Consider the following 22330-nt stretch of genomic DNA (forward strand, 5'->3'; position numbering starts at 1 on the left):
AGGTTATTTTATAGTCTTTTTTCCGTCTCCGCTTCCCACTTGGCTATTTCCTTCCGCACTCGGGGTGCTACCTCTGTTCCAAGTAGCTCAATGGCTCTCATCACCTCGGCATGCGGCATCGTGCTTAACGGAACATACAGCATAAAGCGTGTAACACCTACATGCTTGCGAAGATGAATGATCTTCTGGGCAACCGTCTCGGGATCGCCAACATACAGCGCACCTTCAAAGCTGCGCGCGGCATCGTAGCTGGAACGATCATAATGCGCCCAGCCTCGCTCCCTACCCAATCTATTCATACCTGCCATCGTAGAAGGGAAATATGTATCTGCCGCTTGCTCATTATTCTCTCCGACAAATCCTATCGAGTGCGACCCAACCCTAAGCTGCGATTCATCATGACCAGCGTGCGCTGCTGCTTTCTTATAAAGCTGGACAAGCGGTGCAAAATTTATCGGGTTTCCTCCAATGATCGCCAGCATCAAGGGCAGTCCTAACAGACCTGCACGAATAGCAGAATCCTGCCTTCCCCCGCTGCCTACCCATATTGGTAAAGGGTTCTGAACTGGCCGTGGATACACGCCCAAATTGTTAATGGCTGGCCGATGACCGCCCTTCCAGATTACCTTTTCGGACTCCCGTATTTTAAGGAGAAGTTCCAAATGTTGTTCAAACAGCTCATCATAGTCATCCAAGTCATAGCCGAACAGAGGAAAAGATTCAATAAAAGAACCCCGACCCGCCATAATCTCGGCACGTCCATTTGAAATACCATCCAGCGTAGCAAAGTCTTGAAAAACGCGCACCGGATCAGCTGAAGAAAGCACCGTCACTGCACTGGTTAGCCGAATCCGTTGCGTCTGCGCTGCAGCCGCGGACAGCACCATTGCTGGTGAAGATGCCGAATAATCCTTTCGATGATGCTCACCTATACCAAACACATCAAGTCCCACTTGATCAGCAAGGATAATTTCCTCGACAACTTCACGCAACCGCTGTGCGTGACTTATCACTTCGCCTGTCTGAACATCAGGCTTTGTCTCTACAAACGAGGTAATACCTATCTCCATGGTCCATCTCTCCCGTTCTAATAGCTTTCTTTGTGTGCCAATTGAATAACAATAAAATATCGTACCAATCGGTAAGTTATTTTTCCCAGTAAATATAACTCACAAAAAAGAATACTGTCAACAATCATAGTAAATCCACTTTGATTTTCTTTCATATTTACCTCCCCTTTTCGGGAAAGACCAACCTTCATTTGACAATTTCAAGGACTAATTATAAGATAATAACGTACCGATTGGTAATTAAATAAATGTCACTGAACATTATAATCAGATACATGGAGCCATTAAGAATAAAATCATGAGTAACGAGAGGTATTGTTATGGGACGAATCCGCGAATTTGACGAAGAGAAAGTTTTAGATGCAGCTATGCAAATATTTTGGGAAAAGGGATATGAAGCCACCTCATTAAGTGATTTAACTTCAAGAATGGAAATTCAACGCCCCAGTATATATTCCACTTTTGGGGGCAAAAAAGAATTGTTCGAAGCCGCGCTACGCAAATACACGATGTCCCGTGCTTCTCTGATCCGAACCAAACTTCAAAGTATTCCATCTGTAAAAGAAGCATTTCGTACTTTTTTTGAGGGTGTAGTTGAAGAGGAGTATGCGGAAAATCCTAGAAAAGGATGCTTTTGCATTAATACAATGGTTGAACTTGCGCCCCATGATGAGAAGTTTGAAATTCTTACAAGGGAGCATCAAATGTACCTAGCGGTCATTTTTCAAGAAACCATTGAACGAGGTATACAATTAGGTGAGCTTGAGATCGAACTAGATGCGAAGGCTGTATCACAGGCACTAGTTGTATCGTTAATTGGTCTGACCGTCATGATAAAGTCTCGTCCAGAACGATCATTTATTGATAATACAATAGAGGTAACACTGACACTGCTTAAGTAAGTTGAATGGATTCTTTTAGCGGATAACAATCTCTATAAGACAGTTTAAAGGGCACCCAGTCGGGTGCCCTTTGTGCGTAACACATATTTTCACATATGTTGATATAAAACAATGCGTTACAATTGCGGATAAGGATGGAGGTTTTATTAATGTCCACGATGTTTTTCTTTCGCTTTTTTCTCCTTTAATTCCCTTATCCGTGCCTTCATAGATTCCTTTTGTTGTTTGGAGTAAGTACGTTTCTCCAACTTACGCTTCTCATACTCTAACTTTAAGGCCTCTTGTGCGTTGGAGGAGACTCCCTTTCGCCTTAATTCATACGCTGCCTGCCTTGCTAGCCGCTTTGGATTGATCTTCTTCGTTTCAGACCCCTTTACAGCCACCTCTTGTGACAGCCGACTAACAAGTTCACACATTTCCTCTCGGATAAAATGGAGAATTTCTTCGTCTTTAGGCTCTGTACCAAAAATGTACCTGGCTGCCTTCAATTTCCCTTGGTCCTGCTCCTCCACGACTCCAACCCAATACTGTCCATCATGATAAATCGTAAGCTTCATTTGAATCCCCCTCATTTTAAATCGAAACGATGGACATCCCGAGGGGGGAAGGTTACTGACATGGCACTCTTGCTAATATAGAGTCGTCCATGCGTCTGGACTACCAACCAGACTGTGTTTTTTCGTCTCAGAAAAAGTATAGTTGCCTTACTGGAAAACAGCAAGTTAATCGCTGATATGTATTAGAGTGAACCTGGATATAGAGTATACTAGATGAGTATAAGTTCGGTACACGATGACATGATATATGTAATGGTACTTAAATACAGCGCAGAAGAGGTTGAGAATGAGTCAGAAGCATTTTGCAGATTATCCATTAAGTGAAGAAATTGTGAGGGCTCTGAATAGCTTGGGCTATGAGACGCCAACAGAAATTCAAACGGAGGTTATTCCCGTTGCGCTTGCGAAGAAGGATCTTGTGGCCAAATCGCAAACAGGCAGCGGCAAAACGGCAGCATATGGTATTCCACTTTGTGAGCTAGTAGATTGGAATGAGAATAAGCCCCAAGCTTTAATCCTGACACCAACTCGTGAACTCGCATTACAGGTTACTGAAGACATCACGAATATTGGACGCTTTAAGCGGATCAAAGCAACGCCCCTTTATGGTAAACATCCTTTTCATATACAAAAGGCCGAGCTAAAACAAAGAACACATGTGGCTGTAGGTACGCCTGGACGTGTACTGGATCACATTGAACGAGGCACGCTATCCTTAAATCGAATTGCCTATCTCGTGATTGATGAAGCTGATGAGATGCTGAATATGGGCTTTATCGAGCAGGTTCAGTCGATTATTCAGGCGTTGCCTAGTGACCGGGTTACGATGTTGTTTTCCGCTACTTATCCCGAAGATGTAGCCAAATTATCACGTAAATATATGAAAGATCCTGTGGAAATTGAGATTAAGGCAACAGGTGTAACGACTGCTACAATTGATCACTCTCTTATTCAGGTGCGAGAGGCGGACAAACTGGCTCTGCTCCAGGATCTGCTCATTGTTGAGAACCCTGACAGCTGCATCATTTTCTGCCGTACGCAAGAGCATGTAGATACACTATTCAGAGCATTGGCTGACCTCGAATATCCATGTGATCGCATTCATGGCGGCATGGAGCAGGATGAGCGATTTGAGGTAATGAACGCATTCAGAAGGGGACAATTCCGTTACTTGATCGCAACGGATGTAGCCGCCAGAGGGATTGATATCACAAATATCACCCATGTCATCAACTACGATATTCCCCTTGAAAAGGAAAGCTATGTTCATCGTACAGGCCGTACAGGACGTGCTGGCAAAACGGGGAAAGCCATTACTCTAATCACTCCTAAAGATAGCAACCGATTAGCTGATATTGAAGCATATATTGGATTTGCAATTCCGCAAGTAAAAGCCCCTACAGAAGAGGCTGTAGATCTCCGCAGAGAAGATTTCGAGCGGAACCTACATGTAAAAACTGTACTCAAAAACGACAAGCGCGAGCAATTAAACCAACAGATTATGAAGCTCAATTTTAACGGCGGTAAGAAGAAAAAACTTAGAGCTGTCGACTTTGTGGGTACCATCGCTAAGCTTGACGGGGTAACAGCAGATGATATCGGGATCATTACGATTCTGGATAATGTGACAGATGTTGAGATTCTGAATGGCAAGGGCCCACTTGTGCTTGAAATTATGAAGAATACGACCGTAAAGGGCAAGCTGTTAAAGGTACGCAAAGGGCATAAGTAGAAGGTACGCTGCATAAAAAGAGTGAGGCCATCCCGTCAAGAACAGCCGAAGGTTTTCGTAAGCTATACAGGCGGGATGGCCGAGTTCATCTCTTGCTCCTCTAATTCATCTTTCCATTTACCGATATTATAAATGACTTTGAATTTCTCTTTTAACTGAGTAACACCTTCAACTGGCACATAGCTGTCCAATTCTATATGGAAGTCCGAAATATCTTTTTTATGGTTATACATCTCTTCTAGAATATCAATGATTGTGGAAAGTCTAGATTTAAACGATAACTTATAATCATCTTCGTCCTCGAGTATACATAGATTTTCTACCCCTCTAAAAAAGGAGTTCTCTTCAAAATATAGCTTGTTACAGATCATATGGACCTGCATCAATGGTTCGCATATTTGCCAATCTGCTTGCTGCATGGCGGTTTTGAGTGATATATGTGCTCCACTAATGTAATAATAATCTCGATAAAAACACATTGAACAAGAGGCCTTCATTATTTTAATTTTAGAATCTACAGCAGGATACCCTAATACAAATCCTTCAGCTAACAATTTCTTGGAAAAGTAATCTAACGATTTTACGAATAATTGGTATCCAAGCCCCTTACCTTCCTCATCATCTTTATGACAGCAATAATGAATAATATCTTCATTCACTTGTGTATTTTCATATCGATATCCCATTCCAGCCTCTAAACGATCAATATGAATTTCGACTCCAGCAAAGAGGTCATTCAAACTTGTTATTCTGGAATGATTGCCTTTCAAATTTATGTTTAAGTCGGCAGTACATTCTCTATAAAGTATGCAGGTGTCTTTGATATTCAGGTTAACGTCTTGTCTATTCATAAAATTAGCGATTCTCTTGAGATGCAAGTAATCCATTCCTATAAAAATTATGTTCTCATATTCAATAGCCCCAGCATCAGATTGATTAAAATGAACAGCAATACAAACGTCCCCATCGTGTGCTATCAATGTCTCAATACTCTCAATCATCCTATTCCGTAGTGCAGCTTGTCGAGGAAATGGCATGGTTAATCCAATGTATTTTGATTCCAGGTTAGGCAGCAGCTTCATTTGATCATGAAGGTAAAGCATCACACGATCAAAATTATATTTCTTAGCACTTTCATTCATTAGAAACCGTAGACCTCCTTCTTATCAATATCTAATTTCATTTTACCATTCCCTCACTTCCACAATATACCTTTAACTCTATAAAACTAACTACGTGGGTGATAATTGTTCTGCTTTATCGTATTCTCTTAAAGAGTTGATAGAACACTTAAAAAAATTTTAGACAAGGTGTCCCTTTTGGTCATCTTCGTTTGTTATACAGATATAGTTTGCTTTTTGATCAGAGGGGGTGCCTAAATCTTTGAATGAGGACATCGAATACAGAATCAAACGAGTTCAAGCTGGCGAGATCCAGGACTACGCCTACATTGTAAAAGAGTACCAGCGTCAGATTTTTGTGTACTGCTGGAGGCTATTAGGAAGTGAGCAGGAGGCGGAAGAGGCTGTGCAGGATATTTTCGTCAATGCTTTTGAGAAAATCAGCAAGTACAAGCCGACAGTGGGCTTCTCCTCCTGGCTGTATAAAATGGCCTATCATCACTGCCTGAACCTGATTCGCAGGAAGAATCTACAACGCAAATTTAAACTTACCCTGTTCACCTCAGCTGACATGACTTCAGACAGTGCAGCGCAGGTTATGGAACGTCAGCTTTTCAGTGAACCGCTGAGCCGAGCGTTGGACCAACTGAACGCGGAGGAGCGTAACCTGCTGGTGCTGCGCATTTTTGAAGAAAAAACGTTTGGAGAAATCGGGGAAATCATGAACAAAAGCGAGGATGCTATCAAGAAAAAATACGGCAGGACAAAAACAAAGCTCAAAAAAATAATGGAGCCCCTAAAGGAGGACCAAAAATGCGTGAGTTACAAGACAGAATTCAAAAACAAAGCCTGAAATACACCGATCTGCAAGACAGGGGATTAAAAAACATGGACAAGCTAACCGAGCCAGAGAACGCTTTGAAAATTCAGGCTTTTGACGTCTCTGACAAAGTGATGGAACAGGTCTACCAAAAGGCGATGCCCAAAAAAGGAAATATCGGAAAAATCCATTTTCAGCCTCGCTTGACTGTCCCCATCATGATTTTGCTTTTTGTAGTAGGGGCCTCTGTGACCGGATACGCAGCTTCACAATATCTTGAGTTCCGCAACAGTAAGGGCGCCGTTGTATTAAATACCGCCAAACCCCCTACCGAAACGGACGCCTCCAAAGCATATACCTCGACCTACGCACAGTGGGACAAAGAGGTGAAAGGCCGTTTGCAGCCAGGAGAGTATGCTGCCTATTACGTCAAGGACGATTCTATGAATCAAAAAAACCTATCTAATCCGGCCCTGTTTGCGTACAAACCGGCTGAACTCTCAAGTTTCAACAGCTTACAAGATGAAATCAAGCGGACTGAGGCTCCATTACTCAGCAATCCCACTCATCTACCGGATGGCTACAAGTTTGAATTTGGATACGTCTATCCAGTCGCTGCATATCCTGGAATGATGGATAAAAAGGAATATCGCGCTTTAACCGATCAACTGATGCAACAGGCCAAAGCTGCACCGGAGGGTGAAAATCTGTTTATTCAAAAGCTAAGCTGGGACAAGTCAGACTCCTCCTTTGCCCGGTATGCGAAAGGAAACGACTATGTAAACATTACCGTCACCAAATACACTCCTGAAGTCACGAAGACGACCATCATGCAAAATGAACAGGATTCGGCTGAGCAAGTGACAATCAAAGGAACCAAGGTCTATTACATCAGGGCAAGTGAAGCAAGCAAGCCCTTGGAAGCAGGAAAAAACCGACTGGGATGGCTCGATGAAAAAAGACATTTACACTACAACATATCCGATAACCAAGACAGCCCGCTGACCAAAGAAGATTTGGTTAAAATAGCCGAAGATTTGCTTAATGGTTCACCACAATAGCTGCAACGGTAAGATTTAAAAAGAGACTGCCCTTCGCCAAGGGTAGTCTCTTTTTAAAGAATAGTCCCTATACCTTTCCTCACAAACCACTACCGCATACACCATAATCTTTTTACCTCGACTAACTCCTGATCGTTGAACTTCATTCTGTATACATCTGGTTTGGATGTGTGTAGTAGAAAATCCAAGTCGTACTGCTTGTCATAATACCCCATCATTAAAGTCATAACTGCCCCATGAGTGCCTAATGCAACTTTCTGTCCTCGATAGGTTTTTAACAATTCTTTTAGAACTGCTATACTTCGGTTCTGACAAATCGTATTAGACTCTCCTCCCTGTAAAGCAAAGTTTGGATCAGAAAATGACTTATCTAATAAAGGGAATAATTCCTCATCGGGCATTCGGTGGTCTTCATTCAAAAAGATCCTTTCTTTAAGATCCTCGAATACCAAAACTTCTTGTCCTGAACATCGGGCTAATTCTTGGATGGTTAGGATTGCTCGTTGATATGGACTTGAAACGAAGACCCCGATCCCCTCTCCTTTCAGTAATTCCGTTATTCGATAGGCATCTGACTTCCCTTTATCCGTCAACCCTCTAGTTCTTTCATTTCCTTCCGTCTTCGGTGATTCGCCATGTCTCACCATGTAAATGAAAGTTTCCAAAATAGCCTCCTTAAAGGATATCGTTTTGCTCTCGTGATTCCTGAAACCGCCCATTGTTTTAGAGCAAATCTTTCGGTATGACCAATCCAGTCTGCACTCACCATACACGAACTGATAATTGCTGTTACGATGTCATATATTATCTTTTTCTTTCATGCATAATGCTTTACCACGGAAGCTGATCATCCATGTAATAGAATCCGCCTGTTGGACCATCCTCTGGCAGGGTCGCCAGTCGGACCGCCGTTTTTGCTCCATCCTCCACCGACAGTTCCGCCTTTTCCCCACCCATCTGCGTTTTGACCAAGCCGGGGTGTACGGAGTTAACCTTCAGATGCGTCCCACTGTTTTTTTGTGCCCAGTAGGCCGTCAGCATATTCAAAGCTGCTTTGGAAGCTGCATAAGCCGGGGTAGCAAGCCGCTGCACCCGTTTATTGGAAAGTTGGAACTGAATCGAGCCTATAGCGCTGCTTTGGTTGACGATTCTGCCTGCTTCGCTCTTTAACAGTAATGGCAACAGTGCTTCTGTAATCAAATAGGGTGCGAACGTGTTCACCTCAAAAGTATCTCTGAAAGCATCCCCGTCATAACCCGCTTTTTCTGCCAAAATGCCTGCATTGTTGACCAAAATGTCCAGCCGACCGTAAGTCTTCTCAATGAATTGCGCCAATTCCGCGATATGTGCAGAATTCGTAACCTCCAGCTTCACGCCGACTGCCTGAATGCCATCTTGCAATAGCCCGGCCGCTGCTTCATCTGCTGCTGTTTTCGTGCGCGCAGCAACCAATACCGTTATGCCTTGCCGCCCCAATTGTCTGGCAATCTCCAGTCCGATTCCTTTGCTTGCTCCGGTAATTAACGCGATTTTGTTTGTCATGATTTATTTCCTCCTCATTTTTATAAAATTGAGAATGATCGTTCTAATAACATGAAAAAAATTTGTTTTCGTGTATCGTCTATGTCTCTAAAATACGTAGATTTAACTCGGCTATCCGTTGCAGCTTTTCTTTCGGAACGGAAGTCCGCACCATCACCCTCAGTCCCGCTAAGGCATTTTGCAGATACTCAGCCAATTCCTTCGCTTCGTACTGCTGTGTGAATTCGCCATTTTGCTGTCCCCACGTTACGATTTCTGCAAGCAGCTCCTCCGATTTTGCAAAGGCCTTCGTCGCTATCGCATCAATCTCCTCATCCCGAGCTGCTAATTCGACAGCCGAATTCACGAACATGCAACCGGGCGGTACGTCCTCTTCACCATTAATGATAAAGTCGAAAATGAACTGAAGTGCCTGCTTAGCCGTCTGGGATTGCTTGATCCCTGCCGACCATCTACCACTAACTCGCTCTCCGAATCGGTCCATCACTTTAAGAAACAGGGTGTGCTTGTCGGTAAAAGTATCATAGATACTTCTTCGATGGATCCCCATGTGCTCGACAAGATCATTCATCGAGGTTTTCTCATACCCCTGCTCCCAGAACAGCTTCATAGCTTTTTCCAGAACAACGTTTTCCTCAAATTCTTTGCTCCTGGCCATCGTAGCTACCCCCTGACCACTTAGAATAGGTTTGGATTAATTTGCATGACCTTTTGGAAACGATCGTTCTACATTGGTCGCTGATATGTCTTTCTTCTCTGTCTGGCTTTATCCTAACATATCGGGAACGATCGGTAAAGAATTACTTTTCCTCCTTTATAGCCCGCTCCATGATTACTGTAATCGCTTTAGCAAACACCAATAAACACAGAAGGATTACAAAGTTTCGCACTCGTAAGCAAGCATTTTAGCGGTGGGAGCTCCCCACCGCTTCACGTTGTTGCTTATGCGACTGAATACGTATTGTAAGATTACTTTGTATTTTATTAAAATATTTGGATGATCGAGTTACTAGCCATGTAAAATTAACGATGCAGCGGTTCTTTTTCGCCCAGACCCAGCACCTCTGTAGTGGTATTGTGGATCTGTTGGTAAAGCTCTGAGTTTTCCGCTAACGACAATCCATAAGAAGGAATCATCTCTTTTATTTTTGGTTCCCATTTTTCCATATGTTGTGGGAAGCATTTCTCTAATACCTCCAGCATAACGTGAACAGCAGTAGAAGCCCCCGGAGAAGCACCGAGCAATGCAGCCACCGAGCCGTCAGCGGAACTAACCACTTCCGTACCAAATTGAAGGGTTCCTTTACCGCCCTCTGTATCTTTGATCACCTGCACACGCTGACCTGCTACCACGATATCCCAGTCCTCAATTTTGGCGTTGGGAATAAACTCGCGTAATTCCTCCAGGCGCTTTTCATTCGATAACATCACTTGCTGAATCAGGTATTTGGTCAATGCCATCTCTTTTGCCCCTGCCGCCAACATCGTGATGAGGTTATTGGGTTTTACGGAACCAATCAGGTCCAGATTTGAACCCGTTTTCAGGAACTTTGGTGAGAAGCCGGCAAACGGTCCAAACAGCAGCGCTTTTTGGTTACCGATGTATCTAGTATCCAGATGCGGGACAGACATAGGAGGAGCACCGACCTTCGCTTTACCGTATACTTTTGCATGATGCTGGGCGACCACTTTAGAATTGTTACATACCATAAATAGTCCACTTACCGGGAATCCCCCGATATATTTGGACTCAGGAATGCCAGTTCTTTGGAGTAAAGGTAGACTTCCGCCCCCACCACCGATAAAAACGAATTTGGCAGTATGATATTCGATTTTTCCGTTATCCAGATTATGCACTTTGACTTTCCACGAGCCATCGCTCGCACGTTTAATATCCTTTACACTATGCTTGTATTTAATCTCGACGTTTTTGCTTTTTAAATGGTCAAACAACATGCGTGTTAAAGCACCAAAGTTGACATCTGTTCCAGAGTCGATTTTGGTTGCCGCAATCGGTTCATTCAATGTACGACCTTCCATAATTAGCGGAATCCATTCCTTCAGCTTTTCAGGGTCATCGGAAAATTCCATGCCTTGAAATAGCGAAACACTTGAAAGCGCTTTAAAGCGCTTTTTTAAAAAAGATACGTTTTTTTCACCCATTACCAAACTCATATGGGGTATGGGCCTGATAAAGTCCTGTGGATTACGAATCAAATTACTGTTGACAAGAAAAGACCAAAACTGTCTTGAGAGCTGAAACTGTTCGTTGATATTAACCGCTTTACGAATATCTACAGATCCGTCCGCTTTTTCGGATGTGTAGTTCAGCTCGCACAGTGCAGCATGACCCGTGCCTGCATTATTCCATTCGTTAGAGCTTTCTTCTCCTGCACTTGCCAGTTTCTCAAACACTTTAATTTCCCATTCCGGTGCTAACTCTTTCAGCAATGATCCCAGAGTCGCGCTCATGACTCCGGCACCAATTAAGATAACGTCTGTATTTTTCTGAATACTATTCATAAAAACCTTCCTTATCTCTTATATTTGCAAAAAAGAGCAGGCCCTCCTGCTTAACTGACTCAAGAAGCAAGGCTCCACTCAGGAACATACCTTTTCTATCTCCATTATAACTTAAATATAATCATTTAAAAATTATATCTACTTTTATCTGATAATTATAAATCATTTCTGCTAAAAAGTGAGAATTTTCTTGCGAAAATAAAAATTGAACTCAGCTTTTTATAAGAAACATAGCTGATTTTGTTACTCTCGTGGAATACAGCTTCCCAATAATTAAATCAACAGTTTATGTATATGAATAACCAGGAATTGTTATGTAGGATTTCAAGAATTAATGCGCGATCCATCTTGGGACTGTACGCAAACTGTACAATGCATAGAAATCAAGTAAAATAAGGGACATAAGGCGAAGATCCCCCATGACCTGGACTATTGTTGGAATATTTTCTTTTGTCAGGGAAGAACGGTTTTCGGACTGAAATGCTGAAGAAGCAGAATCTGTAATGATTCTGTAAACCTTGTAGGAATGGGGGACTAGAGTGCTATGAGGAAAATAGTAGTTAGTGGGAATACGTACTTGTGGAGTTATAAAACAGTCAGAGATATTTACTGTAGATCCAAGTTGACTATTATTTCTGAAAATAAAGATATAAAATTTATAATTCAGTTTACTACTAAAGATACAATTGTCACTGGTAGCCCTTTGAATGAGGGATTACGGGTGATGAAAGAGGGTAAACAATATTCTATTAATCTGAACCAACCTAAGTATGTTGCTGAAGTGTTGCAGTATATACTTGATATGGAGTTAGATGTGACAGTGAAGAAAGTGCATGAGCTAAATGGTAATGAATTGTTGGTTAGTATGGGGTATCAGGATGTGACTGGACTTTTGATATGAACTAAGCCTGTTCCACATTCTAAATCAAGCAAAGGGCCTCCCCCGAAGGAATGGCCTATTTGTTATGGAAAGACACCTCATTTTTCATGCCTCACTCTTAGTCACTTTATAGAGAACTTGCTGTTATTTAGGATAAGTTACGTATACACCAACTGCTTTCCCTCTGAATCCCAACGCCATGCCAAATCACCTTGTAGCCATAAACCACCATAGCACTCGTCTATTCCCTTTATCTTCACCCAGTCATGTACTCCTGCCACTGTATTCCTCCCTACTTCCGATAATGCAACAACGCATTGGTCAAAGGATGGGGTTGTTTTCTTTTGATGATCAGAAAATGAGTGGCGACCTTGAATCTCCAATAGTGCATGTGGTTGCTCCGACATATTCCTCAAACGATACCAAAATTCCAAATCACCCAGGCCCAAACCACTTATTCGGTTCCCAATCTGCTTAAACAATTCTTGTGGAGTATTTACTCCTTGCTGGATGAGTTCCAAAGTTGTCTGCTCTACGATGCCCAGCCCATTGGCGGTAGAAGGTAGACGAGATAGGTGCAGTTCAAGTGCCGCATGAGCAAAAGGCAGGGCAGATGTGTCTTCGTGCAAAATATCAATATGCCGCGTTATATCCGGGGAGGTATATGCTTCCCAGATTCTTTTGCCCATCTCAAGCTCCTGCTGGCCAATCTGCTGCCACGTGCCTGACAATTTTTCTAACTGCTTCGTTGTAAGCTGTCCCAAGCCCCTAAACGGTTCAATACCTGGGTAGTTGCCGATGCACAGCAAGCTCAGTTTGGTTTGGCCTAGAGTTTGCATTGAAAACCAGTACAACAAGTAACTTAGCATCAGCTGGTCGAACAAATCGTGCTCAAACCATAGCACGACTTCGTCGTACTTATGAAAGTTATGCAGAGTCTGCTCCTGAGCCTTGCAATTGGATACATATTCTTCTGCTGGAATCCCGAGAGTTCTCTCCAAATATTCCACTCTTGCTGCTCTAGATGAGGGCTCGCCCATTTCAAGGAACACCGGACCTACCGGATACACTTCTCTCCAGACCAGGATATCTCCGCGAATGTTCCCTTTCCTCAGCTTGTCACCAACATGGTCACCGTTGACTATATGTAGCACCGATTCTCCTCCTTCGTAAATATCGTTAAACATGGATACAAAGTCGCTGACAAGCAGTGAAGCTCTCAGCTTATTGCGGGCATCGAACAACCGTTTCTTCAACACGGATGGAGATACACATAGATAGCTTGATATTTCACCGATTGAATACCCTTGAAAATAGTACAGCTGAACTGCCAGTTTCAACTTGTCAGATAAACCCTCGACGGATTGATGAAGCTTTTGGTGCCATTCCCTTCTTTCAGCGATAAGCTCCACATCAAATTTTCCTACATCCATGACTATAGTTTCGTCCAACGGCATCATCGTCGGCTTCTTGCGGCGCAGAAGACGATGACATTGGCGTTCGACAATGACCTTGAACCATCCAGGGAACGCCTCTGCTTCCTGTAATTTATGGAGGTTGGCAAAAGCCTCAGCGAACGCCTCCTGAACTGTATCCTCAACCAGACCCCAATCCCCCAACCTCGTATATGCTACTGAAAAAGCCATCCCACTGAAATGCTGTACAATTTGCTCCCATGCGATTTGATCGCCTAGCCGGGCTTCCTCAATCCAACGCTGCACCTCTTGCACCTCCTCTGTATGTAAATTCTATATATAAGTGCCGGTAAGGCTGCAAATGGTTACTTTGTCTAATTAAACTATCGTTTCCCGAGATTATAAATACTTCATCATGATGTTCGAAACAGTCCGCTGTTGATTCTCCCAATCATAATCGGAGTTATCCATTATAAAAGTTTGAAAAGGAAGCTGCTCAATAATGTGCAATTCTAGCTCTCGTCGATGTTCAAGGAACTGTATATATCCATCGTACCCGTGCAACCCCTTATTTTTTCCATAATCCTGCTCCGTATGGTACCAAATCACAAAATCTAGCCACTCTTGAGGCCTCATCGTTTTCACTCGCTCAATCGTCTCACGGACACTAGGTTGCTTCAGATAGAACAAAATTGGATTAAGGTCCTGAATTTGCTCCGCAATCTGTAATACGTGCTGAACAAATCGATCATTTCCAGTATCATGTCGAGCGAGTAATGCACACCCTGGGTTCTGTAAAAAACAGCATTCGAGTATGACCAGCTTATCCTTTTCTCGCTGATTCTTAGCAAAAGAACTCCAACGTTGAACCATCAACTCGCAATATTTTTCTACAGGTATTCCATCGTAGATTTCATAGCGCCGGATTTCCTCATACAAACTAGAAGGAATTTCATTTTGTGCTGATTGCTGCGCAAGCGCGTATGCGATTAATGAGTCGTTACCGCTTAGCGATACAAATGGATCAATATCATGAAATACATCGGCATAGCTAGACCGGAGCCTATCAAGTTCCTCATTCGGCACACATGCAACCGATTCATAATCAGCGGGATGTCGTAAGTTCCCTTCTAAAAATAGCTCTGATTCTATTCGATGCGTGTTTAAGGTGTCCTGTATATATTGGGATAATGTAGATTTTCCAGAGCCAGGTATACCTTCAACCATAACCAATTTTGTTGCCGCAGATGGTAAATTCGCCATAGTATCACATCCTTAAGAATTAAAATCCTCTGAGAAACAATAAAAAGCATTGGGTCCTGAGGACTGACCCAATGCTGTTATAGATGATCTATAATTACTTAATAATTACGTATTCCAGGTTAACCAGTTTTGCATAAGCAACAATTTGGTCTGTAGTTAGATTCAAGGAAACTACAGTATGGTGACCACCACCGTTTTCAATCCACGCTTTAACTCCATCTTGGAAGTTTGGCTTCACATTCCACAGTACACGAGCCACTGGAAGTTTGGGAGCAGGAACTGTTGGTTCAAATGCAGTAACCTCATTGATCAGCAGTTTGTAATGTGTGCCAAAGTCAGCCATGGAAACAACCACACCGTCTCCTGCCTTACCGTCAAATACCAGACGGGCTGGATCTTCACGATCGCCGATACCTAACGGAGAAACGATAATTTTAGGCTTGTTGCTTGCCAACGTTGGATCAACTTCAAGCATATGCGATTGAAGGATCGATTCCTGACCAGCCGCTAATTCATAGGTGTAGTCTTCCATAAAGCCAGTGGATTGGTTATGGCTCATGACTTTAAGCAGACGATCCAGCGCTGCAGTCTTCCAGTCTCCTTCACCAGCGAAGCCGTATCCTTGTGCCATCAAACGTTGAACGGCAAGACCAGGAAGCTGTTTCATACCGTAGAGATCTTCAAAGTTTGTAGTGAAGGCAGTATAACCACCATCATCCAGGAATCGTTTAATAGCAATTTCATAGCTTGCTTGCACTCTTACGCTGGATTCCCAAGCTTCCTTGCTGTAAGTACCATAATCAAATTCATACAGTTCGGAATATTCCGCGAACAAAGCATCAATTTCTTCTTCCTTCACAGCATTGACGTACTGAACAAGGTCGCCAATTCCGAAGTAGTCAACGGTCCATCCAAATTGGATTTGGGCTTCGACCTTATCCCCTTCCGTAACACCAACGTTACGCATGTTGTCGCCAAAACGGGCAACTTTGATATTGAAGCTTTCGTTATAAGCAACCGCTACATCCATCCACTCTGCGATTTGCTTTTGCACTTCCGCGCGTTCCCAATACCCTACGACCACTTTATTCTGTTTTTTCAGACGGGCATTGATAAATCCATATTCACGGTCACCATGAGCTGCCTGGTTGAGGTTCATGAAGTCCATGTCAATTGTAGCCCAAGGAATGCTTTCATTATACTGAGTAGCCAAATGAAGCAGCGGTTTTTGCAACAATTTAGTACCGCGAATCCACATTTTTGCAGGTGAGAAAGTATGCATCCAAGTGATGACACCAGCAACCTCATCACGATAGTTGACTTCTTTCATGAGGCTGGTGATTTTGTCTGCACTAACTGCCAGATCCTGCAATACGAGCGGATAAGGCAACACACCGCTTTTATTTAAGGCATCGGTCATTTCTTGTGCGTGTGCTTTCACTTCTGCTAATGCTTCTTCCCCATACAGATGTTGTGAACCTACGACAAACCAGAACTGTTTTGTACCTACTGTTGACATAACATTCATCCTCTTTTCTTCGTTTGTTAGTATAGTTGTCTTATTTTTGCCCGTAGTAAGCGTCTTTCCCATGTTTGCGCAAATAGTGTTTATCTAGAATACGCTGCGGCAATTCTTCAGCAAAATGATTCAATTCCCGTGCGAATAGGTTCATTTTCGAAACTTCTTCCAACACGACGCTATTCATAACTGCGGATTTCGCATCTTTTCCCCAAGTGAAGGGAGCATGACCCTTAAGCAGGACACCTGGCACTGCTAAAATATCCAGCCCACGCTGCTCAAAAGTTTCGATGATGACACGGCCTGTTTCGGCTTCGTAACCACGATCAATCTCGTCTTGTGTCAAGAAACGAGCGCAAGGAACAGAACCATAGAAGGTGTCTGCATGAGTAGTCCCCATTACAGGTACGTCCAGGCCGGCTTGAGCCCAAACGGTCGCCCAGGTCGAATGCGTGTGCACAATACCGCCGATTTCTGCATAGTGCTTGTAAAGTACGGCATGAGTCGGTGTATCCGATGAAGGTCTCATCTCTCCTTCAACAACATTGCCGTCAAAATCAACAACTACCATATCGCTAGGTTTCATCGTGTCATAGCTAACACCACTCGGTTTGATAACGAATAAGCTGCGCTCACGATCAACAGCACTTACGTTACCCCAGGTGTATTTCACGAGTCCATGTTTAGGCAAATCCAGATTGGCTTGAAATACTTCTTCTTTCAGCTGCTCTAACACGTCAATTCCTCCAGTTTTCCACTAGATTATCTACAGCAGCCTGCTCAATCGCCAGGCCTTGTGTGTAGCGTTCCAAGAATGTTTCGAATCCCTTAACATCGGAACCGTCGGGATGAATTTCTTGTCCCTCAACATCTCTGAATACTTTTTGGTCGAGGAAGTCTTCCAGACTTTCTTGCTGATCCTTGTTCATCATGTAAGAAGCCAGAATAGCCATACCCCACGCTCCGCCTTCTCCAGCTGTTGCCATCACGGATACCGGAACATCCATAGCTGCCGCGACAATTTTTTGTCCGACGATAGGAGTTTTGAATAAACCGCCGTGAGCCAGAATGCTGTCAATTGCGACATTTTCTCTCTTCGTCAAAATATCCATCCCGATTTTCAAAGCAGCAAATGCAGTGAACAGATGAGTGCGCATGAAATTGGCCAAATTGAAACGGCTCTCAGGGGAGCGGACAAACAATGGCCGACCTTTCTCTATTCCGGTGATATTCTCTCCTGACAAATAGCCGTAGCTAAGTAAGCCGCCGCCATCTGGATCTGCTTCTAAAGCCTTGTTCAGCAACACGCTGAATAATTGATTCGGGTCCGCCTTTTGCCCCATGGCCTCATAGAACTCACGGAACAAGCCCAGCCAAGCATTGAGATCACTTGAGCAGTTGTTGGCATGAACCATTCCGACTGGATTACCATTCGGTGTGGTCACCAGATCAATTTCCGGATATACCGCCGAAAGATCCTTCTCTAATACGATCATGGCAAAAACTGAGGTTCCCACAGACACGTTGCCAGTACGTTTTCTCACACTATTCGTAGCGACCATTCCTGTTCCCGCATCACCTTCTGGAGGACAAAGCGGAATACCTGATTGCAAATCTCCGGATTTATCTAAGATTTTGGCTCCCGCTGCGGTTAGTACACCTGCCTGCTCGCCTGAGATATGAACTTTAGGAATAATGTCTTGTAATTTCCAATCGTAGCCTTTGGCTGCAATGAGTTCATCAAATTGCTTAACCATCGACTCGTTATAATCATGTGTAGTCTCATCAATTGGGAAGATCCCCGAAGCGTCTCCGATGCCAATGGCTTTGTTGCCAGTCAGCAGCCAGTGAATATATCCAGCCAACGTCGTAATAAAATCAATATGAGGAACATGTTGTTCTTCGTTCAATATCGCTTGATACAAGTGAGCAATACTCCATCGCTCAGGAATGTTGAATTGGAATTTATCAGTTAAAGCTTTTGCTGCAGCACCAGTTGTCGCATTCCGCCAAGTCCGGAACGGAACAAGTAATTCACCTTTGCTGTCAAAAGCCATATAGCCGTGCATCATTGCAGAGAATCCTATAGAACCAACCGTATGAAGGGTGATTCCGTATTTTTGTTCAACCTCTTGTTTCATTTCACGATAAGCCTCTTGTAGACCTGTAATAATGCTCTCTAAGTTGTACGTCCAATATCCATCTACCAAGAGGTTTTCCCACTCATAGCTTCCAGATGCGATTGTTTCAAAACGATGATCAATCAGCACTGCCTTGATACGTGTGGATCCAAATTCGATACCAAGTGAGGTTTCTCCCTTAGTAATCGCTTGTTTAATGTCTTGATCCATGCTCACGTTACTCCTCTCTCTGAACAACTGTTATAATCGCAATAATTGAAAGAAGGCGCTTTCTTTTGTTTACAGCCTTAGTATATTTTTTGTGCGTACATTTGTCAATACAAAACCATAGTTATACTTACAAATACTTTGACGAACCGAGTGTTTTTCTATTTTAACTTTAGTATTTATACAGATAGGACAATAGATTATAATAAACTCATAATTATGCTAAAATATGTACATACAAATATTATAGATACATTAATTAGTATTAGAACAACTTGGAAAGAAGGAATAAAGTGAAACCAAAGTATCAGGTCATCCTTGAGGATATAAAAAGCAACATTCTTTCAGGGGCATACAGCGTAGGAGAACAAATCCCAACGGAATTCGCTTTGCAGGATAAGTATAAAGTTAGTCGCCAGACGGTCCGAAAGGCTATTTTGGAACTATCTAACGAAGGTTTTTTAAGAAGTGAAAAAGGATCTGGCACCTATGTCAGCAACCAATTTCGGTCAAAAACCGGTGGCAATTCCAGCAATAAAACCATCGGAGTCATCACAACCTACATCTCTGATTACATCTTTCCCTCTATTATTCGCGGGATTGAAGCCAGATTGAACGAAGATAATTATTCATTACTATTAGCCAGTACCAATAATGATGTCGCACAGGAAAAGAAAGCTTTGGAGATGATGCTGTCCTTTGGTGTCGATGGTTTGATCATTGAGCCTACGAAGAGCAATCTATATAATCCCAATATCGCTTACTATCTGACGTTCAAGGAACAGGATGTTCCATTCATCATGATTAATGCCTATTATGAAGAGTTGGAGGTTCCTTACTTCTGTCTCGATGACGTACAATCCAGCTATCTGGCAACCAAAGAATTGATCGCTAACGGACACACACAGATTGGCATCATTGCCAAAATGGACGATTTACAAGGGAAGTATCGAATGAAGGGTTATATCAAAGCGCTTGGAGAAGCCAAATTACGCTTTCACCCCGAGCAAGTGCTCTCATTCTATACAGAAACGAAGCAGGATCTGTCCACCAATTTGAAGAAATTCTTGACCGAACAAAGAGACGATTTAACCGCAATTGTCTGCTATAACGACGAGGTCGGACTAGAAGTTGTACATGTATGCAGACAACTTGGTATATCCGTTCCCGAAGATTTGTCCATTATTGGCCAAGACAATTCCTATATTTCCAAAAATGCAAACATCAAACTCACGACATTGACACACCCACAGGAACAAATGGGCCGTGATGCCGCCGATTGGGTAATTAAGAAACTGCAAGGGAAGAAGGATCTAAGCAACCAAACCTATTATCAGCCCGTGTTAATTGAAGGAGAGACGGTAAAGAAGAAATTGAAGTGAAGGGGGAAATTTGTGATATTCACATACTCGTAATATACAAAACGCTACTGACAACGGAATGTCAGTAGCGTTTTGGCCTTTTTTGGATTCCTTGCCAGATGCGAAGCGAAATAACTTATCCACCATTATCACCTGAAAACTAAATCTGTTGACATTTTGTGGGGAATACTGTATATATTCAAAGCCAATATGAAAGGCAGTAGAGGAGGATCTGCGTGCACAGAGTGATCAAGATCAGATTTACGCTTTTTTACGGTGAAGTGCCTGAAGCAAAATATTACGGGTACTTGGAGTTGAATCAGGATGGAAATATAATCGCGCTCTACAATAGGTACGGTGAGGAAATAGACATGTATGGCGGACATGAATTTGTTAGGGTAAGGGCACTTGGCAAATTTGATGACCAAGACCGTGATAATTTTTATTCTTTGTTAGAAAGTGATGGTGTAGGATAATTTGCACGATAGGCTGACGATTCCGGTGCCAAGGCACTACGAAAAATCAGCCTTTTTGATTTTATTTGCCTTATAGAGTTGACCGGCACGTTATCATAATCCCCTAACCTCATCTTGTCAAGAAATAATGCGCGAATGAGCGACACCGTGGCGGACCCCCCTTTTGCTTTCGAAATATGAATGAATTTCCGAGTATGATGAGTAATTTCGCTTTTTCCAATTCATCCCACTCCACGTAAAATGATCTTCAGGCGTTGCGGGATAAGCGATATACAAACAATAGTCGGAACGTCATGAACAATCGGGAGGTAGAAGATGGACAATCAGGCTCAAGATGCAAGAGAAATGAAGAGAGGGGCAATATTAACCGCTCTACTCATCGGTACATTTGTCGCATTTCTTAACGAAAATTTACTTACCAATGCGTTTCCTGCATTGATGAGAGAATTTAACGTTGCTGCTTCGACCATACAATGGTTATCGACCGGTTATATGCTCGTGATCGGCGTACTGGTGCCGGTGACCGCATTACTACAGCAATGGTTCACGACTCGCCAGATGTTTATGTCTGCGATGGCGTTATTTTTGGCAGGTACCTGCTTGTGTGCAGTATCCCCGGCATTCGGAATCTTGCTGATGGGCAGGGTTGTTCAGGCTTGCGGAACAGGATTATTGATTCCGTTGATGATGAATACGATTCTCGCCCTCTATCCTCCAGAACGCCGGGGTGCCGCCATGGGTCTCATGGGGCTGGTCATCATGGTCGCTCCTGTCATCGGGCCAGCTTTGTCTGGCTTGATTATCGATACCTTTCAATGGCGATGGCTGTTCTACATGGTGCTTCCTATCGCACTGTTTTCGATGATTTATGCATTCGTGTACTTAAAGAATGTGACAGAACTGACCAAGCCAAGGGTCGATCTTGTATCCATTGTGATGTCAACCGTCGGTTTCGGCAGCGTCACCTATGGCTTCAGCCAAACAAGTGTCTCACTTGAGCCTGAAGGTTACGGATCGATTGCAATAGGCAGCCTTTTCTTGCTCTTGCTTGTATGGCGCCAGCTTAAGATCAAAGAGCCGTTGATCGATCTTTCCGTATTCCGGCATTACACTTTTTCTCTGGTTGCGGTATTGATTGTAATTCAGATGATGGTTCTATTCGCCACAACAACATTGCTGCCGTTCTATATGCAGGATGTGATGAAGTTGACAGCATTTGCGACAGGCTTACTTCTAATGCCAGGTAGCATTTTGAACGGGATGCTGATGCCGGTATCGGGTAAGTTACTCGATAAATTTGGGCCGAGACCCGTCATTGCGCCCGGACTATTCCTGATCGCCATATCGTTGTGGCTGTTTACCGGCATCGACAGTGATACAACACAAGGTTCCGTTCTGTTCAATCATATCCTCTTATTCTTAGGCATGTCATTCGTCGTCATGCCGGCTCAGACAACAGGATTGAATCAACTTCCACGTCACCTGGTTCCTCATGGCACAGCCATATACAATACGCTCCAACAGATTACAGGTGGAATTGGCATCGCATTGTTCGTCGGCATCATGTCGTCTGGAGCCAATCGTTATCTTCATCATTCGCTCAATCCCACTGCAATGCATGAGAAGACACAAAGCATGGTTTCCGGTCTACAAACAGTTTTTTGGATTGAATTTATTCTTGCAATACTTATTATAGTGCTGGGTTGGTTTATAAAAAAGCCATCTGAACATAATTAATTC

The 22330-nt window shown here is 43.1% G+C and carries 20 protein-coding genes; 8 read left to right on the forward strand and 12 right to left on the reverse strand.

What is annotated here, in order from left to right; genetic code table 11:
• Positions 1-8: 8 nt before the first annotated feature.
• A complete protein-coding gene (locus tag ACUC6J_RS24490) occupies positions 9-1070 on the reverse strand; it encodes an LLM class flavin-dependent oxidoreductase (protein ID WP_016822515.1) in 1062 nt (353 codons plus the stop codon).
• Between the two features lie 320 nt (positions 1071-1390).
• Between ACUC6J_RS24490 and ACUC6J_RS24495 the strand changes: the two genes are divergently transcribed.
• Entirely contained in the window at positions 1391-1972 is a 582-nt protein-coding gene (locus tag ACUC6J_RS24495) for a TetR/AcrR family transcriptional regulator (protein ID WP_025366224.1), read from the forward strand.
• Positions 1973-2118: 146 nt separating this feature from the next.
• On the opposite strand, the gene ACUC6J_RS24500 is transcribed toward ACUC6J_RS24495, so the two are convergent.
• Positions 2119-2529: a YjdF family protein gene (locus ACUC6J_RS24500; RefSeq protein WP_016822512.1), complete on the reverse strand. Its 411-nt coding sequence runs from the start codon at positions 2527-2529 to the stop codon at positions 2119-2121.
• 286 nt (positions 2530-2815) lie between these two features.
• On the opposite strand from ACUC6J_RS24500, the gene ACUC6J_RS24505 reads away from it, so the two are divergent.
• The gene (locus tag ACUC6J_RS24505) at positions 2816-4261 is read left to right on the forward strand and encodes a DEAD/DEAH box helicase (RefSeq protein ID WP_102997389.1); all 1446 of its coding nucleotides are present in this window, start codon (positions 2816-2818) and stop codon (positions 4259-4261) included.
• Positions 4262-4323: 62 nt separating this feature from the next.
• Here the strand turns inward: ACUC6J_RS24505 and ACUC6J_RS24510 are convergent, their stop codons facing one another.
• Positions 4324-5403, reverse strand: coding sequence for an elongation factor G (locus tag ACUC6J_RS24510; protein ID WP_447249566.1), 1080 nt, complete (start codon positions 5401-5403; stop codon positions 4324-4326).
• Between the two features lie 241 nt (positions 5404-5644).
• Here ACUC6J_RS24510 and ACUC6J_RS24515 point away from each other — a divergent pair, with 241 nt between their 5' ends.
• Both ACUC6J_RS24515 and ACUC6J_RS24520 read left to right on the forward strand, forming a co-directional pair.
• On the forward strand, positions 5645-6235 hold the full coding sequence (locus tag ACUC6J_RS24515) for an RNA polymerase sigma factor (RefSeq protein WP_113050661.1): 591 nt from the start codon (positions 5645-5647) through the stop codon (positions 6233-6235).
• A complete protein-coding gene (locus ACUC6J_RS24520; protein ID WP_113050662.1) occupies positions 6196-7263 on the forward strand; it encodes a DUF4367 domain-containing protein in 1068 nt (355 codons plus the stop codon). Before ACUC6J_RS24515 ends, ACUC6J_RS24520 begins: the two co-directional genes overlap by 40 nt.
• An 89-nt stretch (positions 7264-7352) precedes the next feature.
• Here the strand turns inward: ACUC6J_RS24520 and ACUC6J_RS24525 are convergent, their stop codons facing one another.
• From ACUC6J_RS24525 to ACUC6J_RS24540, 4 genes are all read right to left on the reverse strand, one after another.
• Positions 7353-7928, reverse strand: coding sequence for a histidine phosphatase family protein (locus tag ACUC6J_RS24525; RefSeq protein ID WP_107733658.1), 576 nt, complete (start codon positions 7926-7928; stop codon positions 7353-7355).
• Between the two features lie 166 nt (positions 7929-8094).
• Positions 8095-8805 (reverse strand): SDR family oxidoreductase, encoded by a 711-nt coding sequence (locus ACUC6J_RS24530; RefSeq protein ID WP_113050663.1) that lies wholly within the window; start codon positions 8803-8805, stop codon positions 8095-8097.
• Positions 8806-8884: 79 nt separating this feature from the next.
• Positions 8885-9463, reverse strand: a complete 579-nt coding sequence (locus ACUC6J_RS24535; RefSeq protein ID WP_016822504.1) for a TetR/AcrR family transcriptional regulator — start codon at positions 9461-9463, stop codon at positions 8885-8887.
• Positions 9464-9828: 365 nt separating this feature from the next.
• Positions 9829-11328: a malate:quinone oxidoreductase gene (locus tag ACUC6J_RS24540; protein ID WP_016822503.1), complete on the reverse strand. Its 1500-nt coding sequence runs from the start codon at positions 11326-11328 to the stop codon at positions 9829-9831.
• A 544-nt stretch (positions 11329-11872) separates the two neighbouring features.
• On the opposite strand from ACUC6J_RS24540, the gene ACUC6J_RS24545 reads away from it, so the two are divergent.
• Positions 11873-12229 carry a hypothetical protein gene (locus ACUC6J_RS24545; RefSeq protein WP_016822501.1) on the forward strand — a complete coding sequence of 119 codons (357 nt, stop codon included), beginning with the start codon at positions 11873-11875 and terminating at the stop codon, positions 12227-12229.
• Positions 12230-12366: 137 nt separating this feature from the next.
• On the opposite strand, the gene ACUC6J_RS24550 is transcribed toward ACUC6J_RS24545, so the two are convergent.
• From ACUC6J_RS24550 to ACUC6J_RS24570, 5 genes are all read right to left on the reverse strand, one after another.
• The gene (locus ACUC6J_RS24550; protein WP_090889189.1) at positions 12367-13929 is read right to left on the reverse strand and encodes a sigma-70 family RNA polymerase sigma factor; all 1563 of its coding nucleotides are present in this window, start codon (positions 13927-13929) and stop codon (positions 12367-12369) included.
• A 93-nt stretch (positions 13930-14022) separates the two neighbouring features.
• Positions 14023-14886, reverse strand: coding sequence for a hypothetical protein (locus ACUC6J_RS24555; RefSeq protein ID WP_017426028.1), 864 nt, complete (start codon positions 14884-14886; stop codon positions 14023-14025).
• 94 nt (positions 14887-14980) lie between these two features.
• Positions 14981-16405 (reverse strand): L-arabinose isomerase, encoded by a 1425-nt coding sequence (gene araA / locus ACUC6J_RS24560; RefSeq protein ID WP_016822498.1) that lies wholly within the window; start codon positions 16403-16405, stop codon positions 14981-14983.
• Positions 16406-16445: 40 nt separating this feature from the next.
• Positions 16446-17141: an L-ribulose-5-phosphate 4-epimerase gene (locus ACUC6J_RS24565; protein ID WP_031462514.1), complete on the reverse strand. Its 696-nt coding sequence runs from the start codon at positions 17139-17141 to the stop codon at positions 16446-16448.
• Between the two features lies 1 nt (position 17142).
• A complete protein-coding gene (locus ACUC6J_RS24570) occupies positions 17143-18756 on the reverse strand; it encodes a xylulokinase (RefSeq protein WP_017426026.1) in 1614 nt (537 codons plus the stop codon).
• 290 nt (positions 18757-19046) lie between these two features.
• Between ACUC6J_RS24570 and ACUC6J_RS24575 the strand changes: the two genes are divergently transcribed.
• From ACUC6J_RS24575 to ACUC6J_RS24585, 3 genes are all read left to right on the forward strand, one after another.
• Positions 19047-20135, forward strand: a complete 1089-nt coding sequence (locus ACUC6J_RS24575) for a GntR family transcriptional regulator (protein WP_016822495.1) — start codon at positions 19047-19049, stop codon at positions 20133-20135.
• Between the two features lie 215 nt (positions 20136-20350).
• Entirely contained in the window at positions 20351-20590 is a 240-nt protein-coding gene (locus ACUC6J_RS24580) for a hypothetical protein (protein ID WP_025366236.1), read from the forward strand.
• Between the two features lie 315 nt (positions 20591-20905).
• Positions 20906-22327, forward strand: coding sequence for an MDR family MFS transporter (locus tag ACUC6J_RS24585; RefSeq protein WP_447249567.1), 1422 nt, complete (start codon positions 20906-20908; stop codon positions 22325-22327).
• Positions 22328-22330: the final 3 nt, after the last annotated feature.

This window comes from Paenibacillus sp. JJ1683, assembly GCF_053006485.1.